The sequence below is a fragment of the Longimicrobium sp. genome (genome assembly GCF_036554565.1).
Classification (GTDB): Bacteria; Gemmatimonadota; Gemmatimonadetes; order Longimicrobiales; family Longimicrobiaceae; genus Longimicrobium.
The window spans coordinates 1-2,154 of record NZ_DATBNB010000679.1; the positions used below are offsets into that span (position 1 = coordinate 1).

Sequence of the window (2,154 nt, forward strand, 5' to 3'; positions counted from 1 at the left end):
ATCCACGGGATGGTCATGTCCTCGGGCGCGTCGGTGCCGTGGTCGCGCCCGTGCCCGCCGTGGTCCGCCGTCACGATCACCACCACGTCGTCGCCGAAGGTGCGCACCGCCGCGCGGCGGATCTGCTCCACCGCCGCGTCCGCCCGGCGCACGGCCCAGCGGTAGGGCGTCGACATCCACCCCACGGAGTGCCCCGCGATGTCGGGATCGGGAATGTGCACGAACAGCAGGTCCGGCCGGCGGAACTGAAGGAACTGCACGACGTCCTGCGTCATCCGCGGCGCCATCACCACCTCGAGCCCGCGCGGCGCCTCCACGTCGTCCGGCGCGCCCTCGTGGATCAGGTGGCGGAACTTGGCCTTGGCGAAGTAGGCCGCCGTGTACAGCCCCGCCTTGTCGGCCACGTCGAACATCGTGGGCACCGCCACCCGCCCCTCCGCGTCCACCCGCTCGTCGTTGAAGGTGATGCCGTGCACCTCGGGGGGCTGGCCGGTGATCATGGAGGTGTGCGACGGCAGCGTGCGGCTGGGCAGGATGGTCTGCGCCCGCAGCGACCACGCGCCTTCGCGCATCATCCGCTGCAGGTTGGCCGCTCCCGCCGCCTCGATGGCGTCGGCGCGCAGTCCATCCACCGAGATCACCACCACGTGCCGCGCCACCCCGCCGAACGTCCTGGGCGCGGCCGCGCTCCGGTTCAGCCCGCCGCACGCCCCGAGCGCGGGGGCCAATACCGCCAGCGCGGCCGCCCGCCGAATGATCGTCATCCGCATCCCGCTGCTTCCCTGCTTCCGGTTCTCGACGATTCGCTCCGCCCTTCGTGCAACCCCATGCGGAGCACTGAGTTCAGCCGACATGGCAAGAACCCTGCGCACGCGGTGGGCGGCTCCGTGAAACTTGCGGCGCCCGCCGTCGTATGAGTGGGGGACCTGCAGTCCAAGGGACGCGAACCTGGCCGCCCGTCCGCGGCGTGGAGGATGTGGGATGTATTGCTCGACGTGTGGATCCAGCGTGGCCCAGGGAAGCGCGCACTGCTCCTCGTGCGGTGCGGCCGTGCCCCGTGCCATGCATGCCGTGCAGGCGGCCCGGCGCGCGCCCCTGGCCGGCGCGGTGGCCATCTGCCCCCGCTGCGGCTTCCAGGGGCAGTCTGTCTCCTACTTTTCGCAGACCCGCCCCCTGGCGGGGATGATGGTGCTGGCCGTGCTGACGCTGCCGTTCTTCGGCGCGGGCGGCATTTTGTACTACCTGATGCGCCACGACCACCGCGCCTGCGCCCGCTGCGGCGAGGGGTGGGGCAAGCGCGGCGAGCGGGTGGCGGCGCTCAGCCCGGTGGGCGCGGGGACGCAGGCCGTGGCCCCGGTGCAGGTGGACGTTCCCGAGCCCTCCATCGGCTACGTGGGAACCATCCTGCTGGCCTTCGTCGCCGTGATGATGATGACCATCGGCCTCACCGAGCTGGAACCGGTGATGGTGGTGATGGGCGCCATGGCGGGGGGCGGAAGCGTGCTGCGGTACAACGTGGTCCGCCGCCGCCGCGACGACCGCCGCGACGCCATCCTGCAGGCCCTTCAGCAGCCGGTGCTGCGGCTGGCGGCGGAGCGCGGCGGCGCGCTGACGGTGACGGAGGTCGCCTCGTCGCTGGGGTGGACGCTGCCCCGCGCCGAAAAGGTGCTGAACTCGCTGGAAGACGGGCTGCGCATCGTTTCCGACGTCAGCAACGAGGGGGTGATCGTGTACGAGTTCCGCGAGATGATGCACGCGCAGCGGCCGGCCGCGCCGCGGATCGCCCCCTCGGCCGCGCCGGCCTCGCGCGCGCCGGGGCTGGACGCCACGCTGGGCCCGGACGTGACCATGGCCTCGGCGCACACGCTCCACGCCTGAGCCGCCAGCCGGCCGGATGCACGAAAGGCCCACGAGATGGTGGGCCTTTCGTCGTTCCCGTGCCCGCCACGCCTTGAGCGGACGAGCCATGTGAGGTAGATTCCTGGCCGAAACCCGCCTACAGCTCCGCTTCGGCGATGCCGCCGCCGCCAAGCGTCTTCGACTGCCGCTTGGCCTCGGCCACGCGTTCGCCCAGCGCCTCCAGCGTGGTCCAGCGGTCCGGCGCCACCGTGACGATGGCCGCCGACAGGCGCGTCAGCCGGAACTCGCGCTCCA

At 72.2% G+C, this 2,154-nt stretch carries 2 protein-coding genes; one reads left to right on the forward strand and one right to left on the reverse strand.

The features are described 5' to 3' along the window. Positions 1 to 764 (reverse strand): alkaline phosphatase family protein (locus VIB55_RS18940; protein ID WP_331878237.1); only part of this gene is annotated, 764 nt, incomplete at its 3' end. A 286-nt stretch (positions 765 to 1,050) separates the two neighbouring features. Here VIB55_RS18940 and VIB55_RS18945 point away from each other — a divergent pair. Continuing rightward, positions 1,051 to 1,878: a hypothetical protein gene (locus VIB55_RS18945; RefSeq protein WP_331878238.1), complete on the forward strand. Its 828-nt coding sequence runs from the start codon at positions 1,051 to 1,053 to the stop codon at positions 1,876 to 1,878. The last annotated feature ends 276 nt before the right edge of the window (positions 1,879 to 2,154 follow it).